This is a genomic window from Aliisedimentitalea sp. MJ-SS2, assembly GCF_032586155.1.
Taxonomy (GTDB): Bacteria; Pseudomonadota; Alphaproteobacteria; order Rhodobacterales; family Rhodobacteraceae; genus JAWHTC01.
The window spans coordinates 1,038,031-1,054,133 of the sequence record NZ_JAWHTC010000001.1 but is presented as its reverse complement, the minus strand read 5'-3'; the positions used below and the strand labels follow the sequence as shown (position 1 = coordinate 1,054,133).

Sequence of the window (16,103 nt, the reverse complement as noted above, 5' to 3'; positions counted from 1 at the left end):
TAGGCCCAATCCAATCAGGAAGAAAGAGCGCGCATGTCCTCCCCCCTGCCTCCCGACGATTTCAACCCGCCGACTGGTGCGGCAATGGTGCTTGAGCCCGGCCTGCGCCGGGTGCTCTGCCCCAACCCGTCGCCGATGACTTATCGCGGCACCAACACCTATATCCTGGGCGACCACGGGCTTGCGGTGATTGACCCCGGCCCGGAAAACGCGTCGCACCTGCAGGCGATTCTCGACGCGGTACAACCGGGGCAGGAGATCACCCATATCTTTGTCACCCATTCCCATGTCGACCATTCCCCTCTGACGCGCGCTCTGTCCAAGGCCAGCGGAGCCCCGGTCCTCGCCCTGGGCGACTGGCAGGCCGGTCGCTCCGAGGTCATGCAACAACTGGCGGCTGGCGGGTTGGCTGGTGGCGGCGAAGGGGTTGATGCCGCCTTTCACCCCGACATCACACTCACCGATGGAGAAACCGTTGACGGGGACGGCTGGTCGCTGCGCGCCATTCACACGCCCGGCCACTACGGCAACCACCTCAGCTTCGAATGGGACAACGCACTGTTTTGCGGCGATCACGTTATGGGCTGGGCCAGTTCGCTGGTCTCGCCTCCGGATGGGGACCTGACCGATTTCATGGCCTCCTGCGCCCGGCTGCAACGCCGAAAATGGCGCGTCTTCCATTCCGGCCATGGTGCCCCTATTGCCGACCCGGCCGGGCGGCTCGACTGGTTGATTTCGCACCGCAATGCCCGCGAGGCCGAGATTCTCACCCGCCTGTCCGACGGCCCGGCCACGGCCTATGCGCTTGCCACAAGCATCTATACCGATGTGCCCGCAGCCCTGATCGGTGCCGCCACCCGCAATGTCTTCGCTCATCTCGTTGATTTAACGTTGAAAAGGCGCGTTTCTTCGTCCCCCCGCCTGTCTGCCGATGCCGAATTCCGCCTGATCTGAACCGGGCACAAAAAACCCTTCCCAATGGGTGAAAATCTTCTGGACGGCGCGAGATGCGGTTGCTATATGACGCCGCACAGTTCCGGCGTAGCTCAGCGGTAGAGCAGTTGACTGTTAATCAATTGGTCGTAGGTTCGATCCCTACCGCCGGAGCCATAAAAAGCCCTTCAAGGTGAGAACCTTGGAGGGCTTTTTTGCGCTTTCACGACGTGGACTCACCCCGGTCCTGACGCCAACAGAAGCCGGATCAATAGAACGCCCGCGCGGGAGACGCCGGCACGGTTTCAGAGGCCCTGCGTGCGACCAAAGAGCCCACTCACCATTATCGCGAGAAAAGAAGCTGACTTTGTTTCCGCTAACTTGATTTTTGTTAAGTTTGCTCCTCTTCCACGGGTCTACCTCTCCCCCCAGGAGAAGAATCCATGGGCCAAACACCACTTTCGCGCCGTGATCTGTTCAGCAGGTTCGGCGGTGGTGGATCAAAAATTCGGCCGCCCTTCTCGCATCCCGAAGAGTTGTTCCTCGATGCCTGCACGGCGTGCAGCAAGTGCATCGCCGCCTGCCCCCAGAAAATCCTGGTGCAAGGGCGGGGAGGCTACCCGGAAGTGAACTTCGCCAAGGCGCAATGCACCTTCTGCGGTGCCTGCGCCGAGGCCTGCGAAGCATCGGCATTCGCAGAAACCCGCGCGCCCGAAGATGCCTGGCCGGTCCGGGCCGCCGTTGCGGACACTTGCCTCGAATACCACGCCGTGTCCTGCCGCGCCTGCGAAAGCTGGTGTGACGAGGACGCTATTCGCTTCCGTCCAGCCCTAGGCGGGCGCAGCGATATCTTCATCGACACCGCCCGTTGCACTGGCTGTGGCGCCTGCGCCACGCGTTGCCCGCAAGGGGCGCTCAGTATCACCCAACCCGGGCAAATCGCCCCGGCAGACCGAAAGGAATGCGCATGACGATCTGCAGTCTTGTCATCTACTCGAAACCGGAAAAGGCGGCCGCAGTGGAAACTGAAGTGGCCGCGCTGGAAGCGGTCGAGGTCCATGCCAGCGACCCGAAAGGCAAGCTGGTGGTCACCGTCGATCATCCGGAACGCGCTTTTTGCAGCGACACAATCATGGGGTTCCACTCGATCGACGGCGTGATCAACACCGCGCTGGTCTACGAATACACCGAATAGAACGAAACGTACGAAAAACAGCTGAGCAATAACAAAGAAACCAACAAATCCAATTTTGAAGGTCAAGGAGAAGCAACCATGTCACTTAATCGCCGTGACTTCATCAAGGCAAATGCGGTCGCCGCCGCCGCGGCAACCGCCGGTGTAACCCTCCCTTCGGGGGCCGCCGTGGCGCAGGACGCCGATGACGGGATCAGATGGGACAAGACAGCCTGCCGCTTCTGCGGCACCGGCTGCAGCGTGCTGGTCGGCGTCAAGGACGGCAAGGTTGTCGCCACCCAGGGTGACCCGGACGCCCCCGTGAACCGGGGCCTGAACTGCATCAAGGGTTATTTCCTGACCAAGATCATGTATGGCAAGGACCGCCTGACCACACCGCTTCTGCGCAAGACGGACGGCAAGTTCGACAAGAACGGCGACTTCACCGAGGTCAGCTGGGAAGAAGCTTTCCAGACCATGGCCGACAAATGGGTCGCCGCCCGCAAGGCCAAAGGGCCCAAGGGTGTTGGCATGTTCGGTTCCGGCCAATGGACGGTGTGGGAAGGCTATGCCGCCTCGAAACTCCTTAAGGCCGGGTTCCGCTCGAACTCGCTTGAACCCAACGCGCGTCACTGCATGGCCTCGGCCGTGGGTGCCTTCATGCGCGCCTTCGGTATCGACGAACCGATGGGATGCTATGACGACCTTGAGCATGCCGATGCGTTTGTGCTCTGGGGCGCCAACATGGCCGAGATGCACCCAATCCTGTGGTCGCGTCTGACCAACACGCGTTTGACGAAACCGGGCTGCGAAGTGCATGTCCTGTCGACATTCGAGCATCGCTGCTACGAACTGTCCGACAACTCCATGACCTTCACGCCGCAAACCGACTTGGCGATCACCAACTACATCGCCAACTACATCATCCAGAACAAGGCGTATAACGAGGAGTTCGTCAAGAACCACACCAACTTCAAACGCGCCACCACGGATATCGGTTACGGGTTGCGCGACTCGCACCCGCTGCAGAAGGCAGCCGCGAACCCCAACAAGGGCGCGATGAGCGATATGACCTTCGAGGAGTTTGCCGAAGCGGTGTCGCCCTACACGCTGGAATACACAGCCGAACTGTCGGGCGTGCCGGCCGACCAGCTTGAAAAGCTGGCCCAAGTCTATGCCGACCCAAATAAAAAGGTCGTCTCGTACTGGACCATGGGCTTCAACCAGCACACCCGCGGTGTCTGGGTCAACGGCAACGTCTACAATATCCACCTGCTGACGGGCAAAATCTCGGAACCCGGCAATGGCCCGTTCTCGCTCACAGGTCAACCTTCGGCCTGCGGTACCGCACGCGAAGTGGGCACCTTCACCCACCGCCTGCCTGCAGACCTGGTGGTCGCCAAAGACGCGCACCGCGCTTATGCCGAGAAGATCTGGAAACTGCCTGCCGGCACGATCCTGGGTCCGAAATCGGATGAGGGCCCGACGCTCATCCACGCGGTTGCCATGCACCGGGCGCTCAAGGACAGCGTGATGAACTGCTTCTGGGTGATGTGTAATAACAACATGCAGGCCGCAGCCAACATGAACGAGGAAAGCCTGCCCGGCTGGCGCAACCCCGACAACTTCGTCACCGTGTCGGACCCCTACCCGACCGTTTCGGCCATGGCGGCCGACCTGATCCTGCCCACCGCCATGTGGGCCGAGAAGGAAGGTGCCTATGGCAACGCCGAACGCCGGACCCAGTTCTGGCGCGAACAGGTTGCCGCACCGGGCGAGTCCAAATCGGACATGTGGCAGATCATGGAGTTCTCGAAATACGTCAAGGTCGACGACGTCTGGCCCGCCGAGCTGGTGGCCCAATCTGAATACGCCGGCAAGACGCTTTACGATGTGCTCTATGCCAATGGCGAGATCGACAAGTTCCCGTTCGACGGCAAGATCATGGACGATCGTGGCAACGAATACGACAACCACGAGAGTGCGGATTTCGGCTTCTACGTCCAGAAGGGCATGTTCGAAGAGTACCGCCAGTTCAACTCGATCGAAGGCATTCCGAAGAAAGGTCACGAAATGGCCGAGTTCGATGCCTATCACAAGGCCCGCGGCCTGCGCTGGCCAGTGATCGACGGCAAGGAAACGCTGTGGCGCTTCCGCGGCGGCTATGACCCGCATGTCGAAGGCGACGAGAACACCGTCAACTTCTACGGCAAGCCGGACGGCCGGGCGAACATCATCTTCGCACCGTTCGAACCGGCAGCAGAAGCCCCGGATGACGAGTTCGACCTCTGGCTCTGCACCGGTCGTGTGCTGGAACACTGGCACTCGGGGTCGATGACCCGCCGCGTGCCCGAGCTCTATCGCGCCGTGCCGGACGCCGTGCTCTACATGCACAAGGACGACGCCCGCAAACGCAAGCTGCGGGACGGCTCCAAGGTCAAGATCTCGACCCGTCGCGGCGAGATCGTCACCCGGGTCGAAACCCGCGGCCGGAACCGGCCGCCCAAGGGCCTCGTGTTCGTGCCATGGTTCGACGCCAGCCGTCTGGTCAACAAGCTGACGCTTGATGCCACCGACCCGCTGTCGAAAGAGACCGACTACAAGAAGTGCGCCTGCAAGGTCGAAAAGGCCTGATCCACGCATCTCTTGAAAACGCGCCCCGCCCGCAATCCTCCCTGCGGGCGGGGGGCACCCCCGAGGCCCACTCCCGGACCCCGAGACAAGACTGATCGGACCACTGGAATACGGCAATGACTGCCACGAGCCAAAACAACAAGAACCCTTGGGCCAACCCGGTGACACGCCGCCGGGCATTGGCTGACATGGGCAAAACCGCCTGCACCGTGGGCCTGTTCGGCTTTGGTGTGGGGCTCTATGCAGACAGGGCCCGCGCCCTGCCCGAGAACGCGATCCGCCCGCCCGGCGCGCTGGCCGAGGATGAATTCCTGGCTGCCTGCACCCGCTGTGGCATCTGCGTGCGCGACTGCCCCTATGATATTCTCAAACTGTCCGAACTGGGCAGCGACGTTGCCACCGGCACCCCCTATTTCACGGCCCGCACCGGGCCCTGTGAAATGTGCGAGGATGTACCTTGCGTCCCCAACTGCCCCACCGGCGCACTCGACCCTGGCATGACCGACATCACCGAAAGCCGCATGGGCCTTGCCGTGGTCGTCGACCAGGAGGCCTGCATCGCATTCCAGGGCCTGCGCTGCGAGGTCTGCTTCAACATCTGTCCGGTACGCGGCGACGCGATTTCACTGGACTACCAAGCCAACGTCCGCTCGGGCAAACACGCGCTGTTTATCCCTGTGGTACATTCAGATGCCTGCACCGGCTGTGGTCTGTGCGAAAAAGCCTGCATCCTCGAAGAGGCCGCGATCAAGGTGCTGCCTATGCGCATCGCCAAGGGTCAGCTTGGAGAACACTACCGGCTGGGATGGGAAAAACAGCAAGAGGCCGGTGGTTCCCTCGTCACGCCGGACACCGAACACCGCTATAACCTGCCCGAAGGGGTGCAATACGACCATGGCGGCCGTGGCCTGGTCTTCGACAACCCCGAGGCCGCAGGCGCGATCACCTCGCCGGATGCGGCGATGGACGGCACTCCGTTCTCCTCGAACCCGCTCGATACACTTAACCGTGGACTGGAGGAGGCAAAATGACCGTCACGCCCCTCAGGAACCTCGGCAAAGACGCCATCGAGGAAAAGGGCTGGTTCAAGGCCCACAAGTTCCTGATCCTGCGCCGTTCGACCCAGATCGGAACGCTGGCCCTGTTCCTGCTTGGCCCGTGGGCCGGGCTCTACATCCTCAAGGGCAATCTGGCCTCCAGCCTGGTGTTCGATTTCATACCGCTGACCGAGCCGCTCCTGTTCATCCAGATGCTGGCGGCGGGCTTTACCGGCCTCTCATCGGCGGTGATCATCGGCGCGGCTATCGTTGCCGTGTTCTATTTCCTCGTCGGTGGACGGGTCTATTGTTCCTGGGTCTGCCCGGTCAATATCGTCACTGATGCGGCCCTCTGGGGCCGGCGCAAGCTCGACCTAAAGGGCAGTTCGAAACTGAAGCTCTCCACTCGTTACTGGATGCTGGCGCTGACCGTGGCGCTTGCGGCTGTCACCGGCACATTGGCTTATGAACTGATCAACCCGGTCTCGATCATCTTTCGCGGCTTGGTCTTCGGTATGGGGCTGGGCTGGGTCGTCCTTATCGGCATCTTCGCCTTCGACCTGCTGGTCGCCAAGCGCGGCTGGTGCGGCCACCTCTGCCCGATGGGCGCCTTCTACTCGCTCCTGGGCGCACGAAGCCTGATCCGGGTGCGCGCAGATGGCCGCGACAAATGCGACGACTGCATGGAATGCTACGAGGTCTGCCCCGAATTGCAGGTCATCCCGCCCGCGGTCAAAAGCGCCCCCGACGGAATTCCCGTCATCCTGTCTGGCGCCTGCACCAATTGCGGCCGCTGCATCGATATATGCCCGCATGACGTCTACGCCTTTGGCCTGCGTAATCGGGCCTTCACAGCCCCTCACCCACTCGACGCTCACAATACCAATACCAGCGCCGAGACCCCGCAATCCGAACCGACCGAAACTGAAGAGACTAAAGTTGCTTGATATCTAATCCTTGGAGGAAGCGATGAAACCCATGAAAAAGATCACCCTGACGGCAGTTGCACTTGGGCTAATGTTGACCGCGCCCATGGCCACGGCCGAAGTCAAGTCGCTGCGCGGCGACAGCGAACTGTCGGCAGATGCCCAGCAGTTCGACCGCAAGGACGAAGTCTATGCCACCGGCGGCTTCAAACGCGCGTGGAAACTGCAGCCCCCGGCCGTTCCGCACAAGACCGACAATGACCGGATCGTACTGCAGGAAAACACCTGCCTGAACTGCCACTCGACCGAAACCTTTGAAAAGGAAAAGGCCCCCAAACTGGGTGACAGCCACTATCTGGACATGGAAGGCAACGTCATGCAGGAAATGAGCATGCGTCGCTACTTCTGCAACCAGTGCCATGTGCCGCAGGTTGACGCCGAACCGCTGGTTGAGAACCTTTTCGAAGGCGACAACTGATCGGTACAACTACCGGCAGGAGGCGGGCCGTCGGCCCGCATTCCTGAATTGAAAATCGCAGGGCGGTGTGACATCCGCCTTGCCCGAAAAAGACGTGTAACGGACCGAAGGAAACGACAATGAGCGCAGACACAGGCAAGACCCGCCGCCGGGCCATATTCGGCATACCGCTCCTTTTCATCGTGGGCGGCATCTGTGGTGTGCTGTTCTGGGGCGGCTTCAACTGGGCGGTCGAGGCCACCAACACCGAAACCTTCTGTATCTCGTGCCACGAGATGGAAGCCAACGTGTACGAGGAATATACCGAGACGATCCACTACTATAACCGCTCGGGCGTGCGCGCGGTCTGCTCTGATTGTCACGTACCCAAAGACTGGACCCACAAGATGATCCGCAAGGTCCAAGCCACCCGCGAGCTTTATCACAAGGCCATGGGCAGCATCGACACCCCCGAGAAGTTCGAGGAAAAACGCATCCACCTGGCGTCGAATGTCTGGCGTGCGATGAAAAAAACCGACTCGCGGGAATGCCGCAACTGCCATGATGAGTTCTCGATGGATTTTGGCGCCCAGCAATCGCGCAGCGCCGATCGCCACGAAGAAGCGTTTGACGAAGGCAAGACCTGTATCGACTGCCACCAGGGCATCGCTCACCGCCTACCCGCAGGCGCCAAAGAAGCCTACGAGGCCATCGCGGCGGAAATTGAAGGCCAGCAGTAACGCGTCATGCGTGCGGCTCCGGCCCTCTCAGCGCGGCGCATGTGTCAGCCCAAACCCTGGCACCTGCGCCGCGTCTGCGTTTTAGGGTGTTTTAAGTCGCGGAACCGTACAGATAGCTGCCGGGTTGATCGGACACTACCCGACGGCCAACGATCACCGATTTCGCCATGGCCCCACCCCCAAGGACCGCTTTGAGCCCCAACCAGACCATCGCGTCGGTTGCAGAAATCGCCTCCATGAGAAAAAAACGGCCGTTGGCGACTATTGCTCGAATGTTGGCAGAAGTAAATAAATGTGGGCTTGTGCGAGCATGACGAGGCTGTCTTACAGATTACATATCACCTTCAGTGGCTGAGCAGCCAGATCTTGTGCCCCAGCGATTTTCATCAACTCTCGTGGACAACAAGGTTCGACCGTGGTCGAGGACGAAGAAATAGCCAGTCTGGCTTATTGACGTTCATATCGTAGGTACGACGTAGTCTGGCACGATGCCGGTTTGTTGTATGTAAGGAGCAACTTTGCGACCGGAAAACAACCCGTGATCGGTTACCAGGGCGGTGCGGAAACCGTAAGCGGCGCCTCCCAGTATGTCAGTGTGCAACGTATCCCCGACCATTAGAACCCGCGAAAGGTCGACGTCGGGCAGGTTGGACAATGCCAGGTCATACACGTTGCCATATGGCTTGCCGAAGAAATGCGGACGGATGTTAAGCTGTCTGTTCAATTCATAGGCGAAAAACCCTGGCTCCAAGGTTAACCCCTGTTCTCGTGGTGCAACGATATCTGGATTTCCCACCAGAACCGGACGCGGGTTTTCTTTGAGACTGTCGAGCAAATGGGACTGTTGATCATCAGTCCATTCTGCGGTTGAAAGCAGCAAAAACCCGGAAGCTGCGTCGTACACCGAGCGCTCAATCCCGAGTTTTTGACAGCGCACACCAAGGGTTTCAAGCTGTGAGCCCGCAGCCGCCATCGCCCCCCAGAAGCCGGTTTGATACCGAATCTTAAGCGCTTTGTTAAGCGCTTCGCGGCTCGACACGATGTCGGTCAGGCTGAATTCAAAGCCAAGGTCGAAGAACTTCTGAAGCGATTGTTCGGCAGGAAATGTCGCGCCGTTGGTCAGCACGAGCACGCGTTTTCCCAAGTCCTGCAACAACTTCACACGCTCAGGGGCGCCAGCAATCGCGGAGTTACCAATGTTGAGGACGCCAAACGCATCCAGCAGGAAGGCGTCGAACCTGTCCGCCAGATCTCCAAGATTGGCCGCCTGTTCCGACGTCGAAGACATTTCGGTCTTGGGCAGAAGCGGGCGTATGGCCTCATATTGTCGGACCGCCCAGTTTGCATCCCGGGTCGCCATCTCAGATAATGGCTCCGCGCACCTTGGCCGAAATGAACTCTGAGAGGAACACGGTACCGAGGATGACCAGCAGGATCATCGAAACCTGCGTCCAGGCCAGAACATTGATCGAGGCATTCAGCTGCACACCGATCCCGCCAGCGCCGACGATGCCAAGAATGGTCGAACCACGTACGTTGATGTCCCAGCGGAACACACCAACACCGGCGATCGTGGGCAGAATCTGGGGCACGATACCGTAAATCATCTGCTGCGCTCGCGATCCCCCTGTCGCCTCGATCGCTTCAACCTGGGTTTGGTCGATCTCCTCGATGGCCTCGTAAATCAGCTTGGAGCAGCCGCCGATCGAGCGGAACCCGATGGCGATTGTTCCCGCCAGCACACCGGGGCCGACAATGACCACAAGCAATAGCGCCCAAATCAACGAGTTGACCGACCGTGTGCCGACGATGATGAAGAGCATGACCGCGCGCACGGATTTGTGTGGTGTCGTGTTATGCGCGGCTAGAAAGGCTATGGGCACGGCAAGGATCATCGCGATGGCCGTGCCAATCGTAGCAATGTTAAGCGTATCCCAGACCGGTTTCCATAGTTTAGCAAGATAGTCCCAATCAGGCGGGAACATTCGAGCGCCGATATCGGTCATCTGCCTTGGTGCGTCCCAAACAAACATCCAGATGGTCTTTTCCGATATCAAGTTCCAGGCATAGGCCGCAATGCAAATACCAATCAGCCAAGCCGCCCAAATTAGCCATTGCTTCAACGGGGTGCGCCGACGCCAGACCGGCCCGTCATTTGTCTCGATCAATGGCATTACTGTACCCACTTTCTTAGGTAACCAGAGGAGTATTCCAGCGAAATGACAATCGCGATGATGGCGAACAGGACTGTCGCCGTGGTGGCATATTCATAACGTTGCACCGAGGTCAGAAGGTGAGCGCCGATTCCTCCGGCACCGACGATGCCGACAACTGCGCTTTCGCGGAAATTGATGTCCAGCCGGTAAAGCGACAGGCCGATCATCCGTGGCATAACCTGCGGCTGAATCGCATAGTTGATCCATTGCAGCCAGCTCGCTCCGGTGGCCCTGACCGCCTCGGCCTGGGATTTGCTCATGTTCTCGATGTCTTCGGCCAGAAGCTTGGCGAAAAACCCGATCGTGCCGATGGACAGCGCCACGAACCCGGCAAATGGGCCGAAGCCAAAGAATTTCACCGCGAAAATTGCCAGGATGACCTCTGGGAAGGTTCTTGAAACCGCGATGATGCCACGGCAGAAAAAATAGACCCAACTTGGCGCCAGGTTGCGAGCTGCGCCCAGCCCGATGGGGACCGACAGCAGGATGCCCCCGATAGTCGAGATCACCGCCATCCAGATGCTTTCCATTATGCCATCCAGAATGACGCCGCGTGAATCACTTAGATCGGGCGGGAAAAACTTGCTTAGCATTTCCATGCCGCGCGGAATGCCTTCAACGACGCGGGGCCAGTTCACGTCCATCGACCAAAGGGCGAGGGTGAAATAGGTCACCGTCGCGAGATAGATCAGCCAGCGCAGCAACGAGCTTTTGATGAACGGCGGTTTCTTCCAGTCATCGACGTAGTTAGTCATTGGATCAGTCATGCGGCCTGCCCACCATCGCCGACCTCACTGACATCGCCCTCCACCGCCTCAATGGTGGCTTCCCAATCTTCCTGGCCGTAGATCTGGGTCAGAACATCAGGCGTCAGACCATCCGGCGCCCCATCATAGACGATCTCGCCCAGTTTCAGACCAACTACCCGTTCCGAGTACATCTGCGCCAGGGCCACATCGTGAATGTTGATGATCGCAGCGAGGCCGCGTTCTTCGCAAAGTTCCTTAATCAGCCGCATGATCTGACGCGAGGTTTTCGGATCGAGGCTGGCAGTGGGTTCATCTACCAGCAACAATTCGGGATGCTGGATCAGCGCACGGCAGATGCCGACGCGTTGACGCTGACCGCCCGAGAGCTCATCGGCCCTTTTGTCGGCCATATGCATCAGGCCCACCCGATCAAGCAGGTGATAGGCTTCGCGCACACTGTCCTTTGGGAATTTCCTGCAAAGGCTTTGCCAGAAGTTCACATATCCAAGGCGGCCTGACAGGACGTTCTCCATCACAGTCAGACGTTCGACCAGGGCATATTCCTGAAAGATCATGCCCATTCTGCGCCGGGCCTTACGCAGCTCCGTCATGGATAGTCCGGTGATCTCTCGGTCGCCCAAATGAATCGTACCTTCGGTGGCATCAACCAGCCGATTGACACAACGAATCAGCGTGGATTTCCCCGCACCAGACGGCCCGATCAGGGCGACCAACTGCCCATTCGGTATTTCCAACGTAACGTTGTTCAAAGCTAGATCGCCGGTCTTGTAGCGCTTGGACAGGTTTTGCAGGCGAAGCATTAGTCGTGTTTCCTGAAAGCAATAGAATTAACACTGGGCCCGACATGTCCGACGGGCCCAGCCTGTATTGACGCCGCAAATTACTTGCAGTCGTAGCTCACACCATTGGCGGTATCGATCTGACGGATCACCGCCCAGTCGAACTTGTGGGTGATGCCTACGAAACGATCAGCCTTCTTGAACTCCTTCTTAAAGTTCTCATCCCACTCATAGGTCCAGAATGCCGTCTTAATCTTGGCGGTCAGTTCGGGGTGCAGGTTATGGGCAGTGCCATAGCCGGTGGTCGGGAAGGTCTGCGATTTGTAGATCGTGCGGATCTTACCCTCTTCGATCACCCCACGGCGGATCATCCGCTGAAGAACCGAGTTGGCAACGGCTGCAACCTCGTAGTCGCCGTTGTAGACGCCCAGAATCGAGTTGTCGTGCTTGCCCGAATAAGTCGGGGTGAAATCACGCTCGGCCACCAGATCAAACTCACCTTTCAGGATTGCCGAAGGCGCCTTGAAACCCGAGTTAGAGGTTGGCGAGGTAAAGGCCATGGTCTTGCCCTTGATCTGATCAGGCGATGTCATCGGCGAGTCTGCGGGAACGATGATCTCCATCTCGTAACCGAAGGAGCCGTCATCATAGGCCATCATTCCGAATGGCACGAAGCCGGCGCAGCTGACGGCAATCGGGTTGGAACCGGTGTTAAAGCCGGCTACGTGCAAACGACCTGAGCGCATAGCTTCCAATTGCGCCGCGTTCGACTGAACCGGGAAAAACACAACCTTGCGGCCGGTGACTTCGGCCATATGATCAACGAAACCCTGCCAAATATTGGCATAGACCGCCGGATCTTCGACCGGTGTATAGGTGAAAATGATTGTGGACGGATCGACCCAATCTGCCGGATCGAGCGGCAAATCAGCTGTTTGGTCGAGATTGCGGTCGCAATAGGCATCATCCAATGTGCCCCGGTGGCAATCCTCGTGCGATCCGGCAAACGCCGGAGCCCCGAGAATGAGCATCGAGCAAACCGATGCGATCAGCGCCTTAAAAACGTTCATGGTACACTCCCCTTTTATTCGTATTGGTGAGAATGAGCTTTGCACTTTAAAGGACACAGAGCAACTTTTCTGAAGACCGAACCATTTGGGTGGCTCGCACCATATGGTTCTGGCGCAGCCATTTAGAACTGAATATTTCGTCGTACTTTTTGTGGTGGTCAGTGTCTGCTTGATAGAGGCACTTGCCACCTAGAGAAACAGTGTCGGCTTCTGGCTTTCATCGCCAGTTATCACCGTCAATACGAAGGTCGGGAAAGTCCCGCAAAGCTGTCGCTGACGCCTTACGCAGCCAAAGACCGTTCCAGCCTGAGGACCTGCCGTTTGACCAATGACATGCAGGTTCATTGGCAAACCTCTATCATATCTCAAGGAATTTGGTCGGGACGGCAGGATTCGAACCTACGACCCCCTGTACCCAAAACAGGTGCGCTACCAGACTGCGCCACGTCCCGAACCGAGGCCTCTCTAGCCGTGTGCATCACCCTTGTAAACAGCAAACGGCCCCGAATTTCTTCGGGGCCGTTCAATCATGTCAAAGCGGTGCTTAGTTCAGCGCTGCATCCGTGATGTCATGGGTCCAGGCCCCTTCCGGCGCCTTGGTGATCACCGGGTCCGAACCACCCGACAGAAGCGACTGAACCGTGCGCTCGTAATCGGCCGGATCAAGCGATCCGTTGGACCCTGCGGTCAGCTTGGCAATCTCGCCCATCATCCGCTTCTGGTGCTTCTCGGTCTGTGCGCCCGAGGCATCATTGTCCAGAACGATCATCGCCGCCTCGTCCGGGTTTTCCTCGGCGTATTTCCAGCCCTTCATCGAGGCCCGCACGAACTTGACCATCTTCTCCTTGAAGGCCGCGTCGTTCAGGTTCGAGCCCAGCACATACATGCCGTCCTCCAGCGTCGCCACGCCCTGGTCCTCGTACTTGAATACCATCAACTCATCGGGCGTCAGGCCCGCGTCGATGATCTGCCAGTATTCGTTATAGGTCATGGTCGACACGCAATCGGCCTGGCCATTGAGGATCGGATCAACGTTAAACCCTTGTTTCAACACAGTCACGCCGGCGTCGCTGCCATCGGTCGCCAGACCCAGTTTGCTCATCCAGCTCAGGAACGGGTATTCATTGCCAAAGAACCAGACACCCAGGGTCTTGCCCGCGAAGTCTGCCGGGCTGGAAATCCCCGCATCCTTGCGGCAGGTCAGCATCATGCCCGAGCTCTTGAACGGCTGGGCGATGTTCACCAGGTCCAGACCCTTCTCACGGCTGGCCAGCGCCGATGGCATCCAGTCCAGAACAACGTCGGCCCCACCACCGGCGATCACCTGCGCCGGGGCAATGTCCGGGCCGCCGGGCTTGATCGTCACGTTCAGCCCTTCCTCGGAATAGAACCCCTTGTCCAGCGCCACGTAATACCCGGCAAACTGCGCCTGGGTCACCCATTTAAGCTGGAGCGTCACGTCATCGGCCGCTTGCGCCGCCGACGCTCCAAACGCCATCACACCCGCGATGGCTGCGCCAATCATCTTTTTCATCTTGTACTCTCCTTGTTGATTTTGATTAGGTTTTTTAATCCTTATTGCCCCCGCTGCGAGGGATGCCAGAAGGTCACCATCTTCTCGGCCAGCGCCACCGCGCCATAGAATGCCGAGCCCACGATGGCCGCCACGGCGATTTCCGACCATACCATATCAAGGGCCAATCGGCCCACCTCGGTCGAAATACGAAAGCCCATCCCCTTGATGGGCGAGCCAAAGAACTCTGCCACGATCGCACCGATCAGCGCCAAGGTAGTACAGATTTTCAGCCCGTTGAACATGAACGGCATCGCCGCCGGCAGCCGCAGCTTAAGCAGGCTCTGACGATAGTTGGCGGCGTAGGTATTCATCAGGTCGCGCTGTAACGCGTCGCTCGCTTGCAGTCCCTGCACCGTGTTCACCAGCATCGGGAAGAACACCATAACCACCACAACCGCCGCTTTCGAGTGCCAGTCGAACCCGAACCACATCACCAGGATCGGTGCCATGCCGACGATGGGCAGCGCCGCCACGAAATTGCCCACCGGCAAAAGCCCGCGTTGCAGGAATGGCGAACGATCCACCGCAATTGCCACCAGCACCGCCGCGCCACAGCCAATAATGTATCCGCTCAGCGCGCCCTTGAAGAAGGTCTGCACCAGGTCGGTCCACAGAGTCGGAATTTCCCCAACCAGCGTAGAGCCAATCGCTGAGGGCGCCGGCAATAGAACCGGGTTGATATTGAACCCGCGCACCATCCCCTCCCAGATCACCAGCACGGTGATCCCGAACAGCGTCGGTACGAAGAACCGCACCCATCGTTCACTACGCTTGGAGAGCTGCGCATTGACTGCCCAGGCCACGGCCCAGAAGAGCAATGATCCGTAAAACCAGCTCATCGCGTGAACCCCATCCGTTTCAGTGTAATGTTCTGCGCAACCCCGATGGCCCAGACTAGCACCGCCGCCAGCGCCGCCGCCGCCAGTAGTGCGCTCCAGATCTGCACCGTCTGCCCATAGTAACTTCCGGCCAGCAGACGCGCCCCGAGGCCCCCATTCTGACTCAGACTCAATTCAGCCACCACAGCTCCAATCAGCGAGGCCGCCACGCCCACCTTCAATGAGGCAAACAGGTAAGGCATCGAACTTGGCAGCCGCAGTTTCCAGAAAGTCTGCGACCGGCTGGCATACCACGTGCGCATCTGGTCCATCTGCATCCCGTCCGGGCTGCGCAATCCCTTCACCATGCCGACAACCACTGGGAAGAAGCTCAGATACATCGAGATCACCCCCTTGGCGATCAGGTCATCCACCTGTAGCGCCGCCAGCACCACCACGATCATCGGTGCAATCGCCAGGATCGGTACCGTCTGGCTGGCAATGATCCACGGCATCACCGACATATCCATCGCCCGGCTATGCACGATACTCACCGCCAACACGATCCCCAGCAACGTGCCAAAAGCGAACCCCAGCAAGGTCGCAGACAGCGTGATCCAGCCATGCAGCAGCAGGCTACGCTTGGAAAACGCCCGGCCCTTTTCGACCATGCCCCAGGTGGTCTTCCACAACTCCGCCCCCACCTGATGCGGTGCGGGAAGCTGCGGACGATCCTGCGCATAAACCGTGCCCCACAGCTGCGGGTTCTTCACCATCAGGGCAATCCGCCCCATCTTGCGCCGCTCGGGCGCAGTCTCGGGCGTGACTTCGGCCCCGGCCCGCTGCGCCTGCATCGCCGCCTCGTGGATGTTCATCGGCACGCAGGCCGCATACCACAGCCCAATTATGGCCGCGACCACGGTGAGGATGGAGAGAAAGGACTTCATCGCCGCTCCCTCAGTATGTGACAGCG

The 16,103-nt window shown here is 59.1% G+C and carries 17 protein-coding genes and 2 tRNA genes; 9 read left to right on the top strand and 10 right to left on the bottom strand.

Annotated elements, in window-relative coordinates:
- Window positions 1-33: 33 nt before the first annotated feature.
- The 9 genes from RXV86_RS05205 (at window position 34) to RXV86_RS05165 (ending at window position 7,901) form a co-directional block, all read left to right on the top strand.
- A complete protein-coding gene (locus RXV86_RS05205) occupies window positions 34-954 on the top strand; it encodes an MBL fold metallo-hydrolase (protein ID WP_316298038.1) in 921 nt (306 codons plus the stop codon).
- A gap of 81 nt (window positions 955-1,035) precedes the next feature.
- A tRNA-Asn gene (locus tag RXV86_RS05200) sits at window positions 1,036-1,110 on the top strand.
- A gap of 266 nt (window positions 1,111-1,376) precedes the next feature.
- Entirely contained in the window at window positions 1,377-1,904 is a 528-nt protein-coding gene (napF, locus tag RXV86_RS05195; protein ID WP_316298036.1) for a ferredoxin-type protein NapF, read from the top strand.
- Window positions 1,901-2,128, top strand: coding sequence for a chaperone NapD (locus RXV86_RS05190; RefSeq protein WP_316298035.1), 228 nt, complete (start codon window positions 1,901-1,903; stop codon window positions 2,126-2,128). Before napF ends, RXV86_RS05190 begins: the two co-directional genes overlap by 4 nt.
- Window positions 2,129-2,206: 78 nt before the next feature.
- Window positions 2,207-4,741: a nitrate reductase catalytic subunit NapA gene (napA, locus tag RXV86_RS05185; protein WP_316298033.1), complete on the top strand. Its 2,535-nt coding sequence runs from the start codon at window positions 2,207-2,209 to the stop codon at window positions 4,739-4,741.
- Window positions 4,742-4,857: 116 nt separating this feature from the next.
- Window positions 4,858-5,772, top strand: a complete 915-nt coding sequence (gene napG / locus RXV86_RS05180; protein WP_316298032.1) for a ferredoxin-type protein NapG — start codon at window positions 4,858-4,860, stop codon at window positions 5,770-5,772.
- On the top strand, window positions 5,769-6,725 hold the full coding sequence (napH, locus tag RXV86_RS05175; RefSeq protein ID WP_316298030.1) for a quinol dehydrogenase ferredoxin subunit NapH: 957 nt from the start codon (window positions 5,769-5,771) through the stop codon (window positions 6,723-6,725). The genes napG and napH overlap by 4 nt, the downstream gene beginning before the upstream one ends.
- Before the next feature lie 31 nt (window positions 6,726-6,756).
- A complete protein-coding gene (locus RXV86_RS05170; protein WP_316298029.1) occupies window positions 6,757-7,182 on the top strand; it encodes a nitrate reductase cytochrome c-type subunit in 426 nt (141 codons plus the stop codon).
- A 119-nt stretch (window positions 7,183-7,301) separates the two neighbouring features.
- Window positions 7,302-7,901 (top strand): NapC/NirT family cytochrome c, encoded by a 600-nt coding sequence (locus tag RXV86_RS05165; protein ID WP_316298027.1) that lies wholly within the window; start codon window positions 7,302-7,304, stop codon window positions 7,899-7,901.
- Window positions 7,902-7,992: 91 nt separating this feature from the next.
- Here the strand turns inward: RXV86_RS05165 and RXV86_RS05160 are convergent, their stop codons facing one another.
- The 10 genes from RXV86_RS05160 to RXV86_RS05115 form a co-directional block, all read right to left on the bottom strand.
- Complete coding sequence (locus RXV86_RS05160) at window positions 7,993-8,139, bottom strand: hypothetical protein (protein WP_316298025.1); 147 nt, start codon at window positions 8,137-8,139, stop codon at window positions 7,993-7,995.
- 219 nt (window positions 8,140-8,358) lie between these two features.
- On the bottom strand, window positions 8,359-9,189 hold the full coding sequence (locus tag RXV86_RS05155) for an HAD-IIA family hydrolase (RefSeq protein WP_316298024.1): 831 nt from the start codon (window positions 9,187-9,189) through the stop codon (window positions 8,359-8,361).
- A gap of 73 nt (window positions 9,190-9,262) precedes the next feature.
- The gene (phnE, locus tag RXV86_RS05150) at window positions 9,263-10,075 is read right to left on the bottom strand and encodes a phosphonate ABC transporter, permease protein PhnE (protein WP_316298023.1); all 813 of its coding nucleotides are present in this window, start codon (window positions 10,073-10,075) and stop codon (window positions 9,263-9,265) included.
- Window positions 10,075-10,884, bottom strand: coding sequence for a phosphonate ABC transporter, permease protein PhnE (phnE, locus tag RXV86_RS05145; protein WP_316298021.1), 810 nt, complete (start codon window positions 10,882-10,884; stop codon window positions 10,075-10,077). Before phnE (RXV86_RS05145) ends, phnE (RXV86_RS05150) begins: the two co-directional genes overlap by 1 nt.
- Entirely contained in the window at window positions 10,881-11,687 is an 807-nt protein-coding gene (gene phnC / locus RXV86_RS05140) for a phosphonate ABC transporter ATP-binding protein (RefSeq protein ID WP_316298020.1), read from the bottom strand. Before phnC ends, phnE (RXV86_RS05145) begins: the two co-directional genes overlap by 4 nt.
- Window positions 11,688-11,767: 80 nt before the next feature.
- Entirely contained in the window at window positions 11,768-12,736 is a 969-nt protein-coding gene (gene phnD, locus RXV86_RS05135) for a phosphate/phosphite/phosphonate ABC transporter substrate-binding protein (protein ID WP_316298018.1), read from the bottom strand.
- 375 nt (window positions 12,737-13,111) lie between these two features.
- Window positions 13,112-13,188: transfer RNA gene (locus RXV86_RS05130), tRNA-Pro, on the bottom strand.
- A 92-nt stretch (window positions 13,189-13,280) separates the two neighbouring features.
- Entirely contained in the window at window positions 13,281-14,270 is a 990-nt protein-coding gene (locus tag RXV86_RS05125; protein ID WP_316298016.1) for an ABC transporter substrate-binding protein, read from the bottom strand.
- A gap of 41 nt (window positions 14,271-14,311) precedes the next feature.
- Window positions 14,312-15,151, bottom strand: a complete 840-nt coding sequence (locus tag RXV86_RS05120; RefSeq protein ID WP_316298015.1) for an ABC transporter permease — start codon at window positions 15,149-15,151, stop codon at window positions 14,312-14,314.
- The gene (locus tag RXV86_RS05115) at window positions 15,148-16,077 is read right to left on the bottom strand and encodes an ABC transporter permease (protein WP_316298014.1); all 930 of its coding nucleotides are present in this window, start codon (window positions 16,075-16,077) and stop codon (window positions 15,148-15,150) included. Before RXV86_RS05115 ends, RXV86_RS05120 begins: the two co-directional genes overlap by 4 nt.
- Window positions 16,078-16,103: the final 26 nt, after the last annotated feature.